We start from the raw sequence: 581 nt of genomic DNA on the forward strand, positions 1-581 counted from the left end.
CCCCGGGCGGCGGATACCGAATCCGGCCGTGACCACCGCGGAGACCGCCGACAGGAGACCGAGTGCCGCGAACTGGGCGCCGATGCTCTCGACGACGTCGATGCTGGCGGCGAAATAGACAAGGCCGATCTGCACGGAGCCCCACAACAGACCCAACCAACCCCCACCGAGAACCGGAAGGAACCGCACGATGCGCCGTGAACGCCGACGACGACGTTCAGCGCGGTTCAGGTTCTTGCTCGAGCTCACCCACAGGGCTGTGCCCCACACGGGGAGACCGGCGGTGGGATGCAGCAGCAGCATGGCGGTCGAGATCACCAGGAGCCCGGAGCCGGCCATGGCCCCGACGAGGGACCCGGCCATGATGGCGATCACCCCGGCCACGAGTGCGCCCAGGACCATGGCCAAAGCGTCCATGACGGCGTCGTGCCGCATGGTCAGGGCCGGGAGTGACTGGTCGCGGTGGTGGCGGAGGATCGAGGGCCACCGCAGCCTTGTGGCAATGCCCAGCTGAGGTGAGGCGGCACCCACCAACAGACACAGGTACCAGGGCCAGGGACCGAAGGGGTCATGGGCGCGAG

1 protein-coding gene is annotated in these 581 nt (G+C 68.7%); it reads right to left on the reverse strand.

Annotated features, from left to right (window positions below; translation table 11 throughout):
* On the reverse strand, positions 1 to 581 hold a 581-nt coding region (locus GTW58_RS13645), incomplete at both ends, for a hypothetical protein (RefSeq protein WP_168023617.1).

Source organism: Kocuria subflava (genome assembly GCF_012163155.1).
GTDB lineage: Bacteria > Actinomycetota > Actinomycetes > Actinomycetales > Micrococcaceae > Kocuria > Kocuria subflava.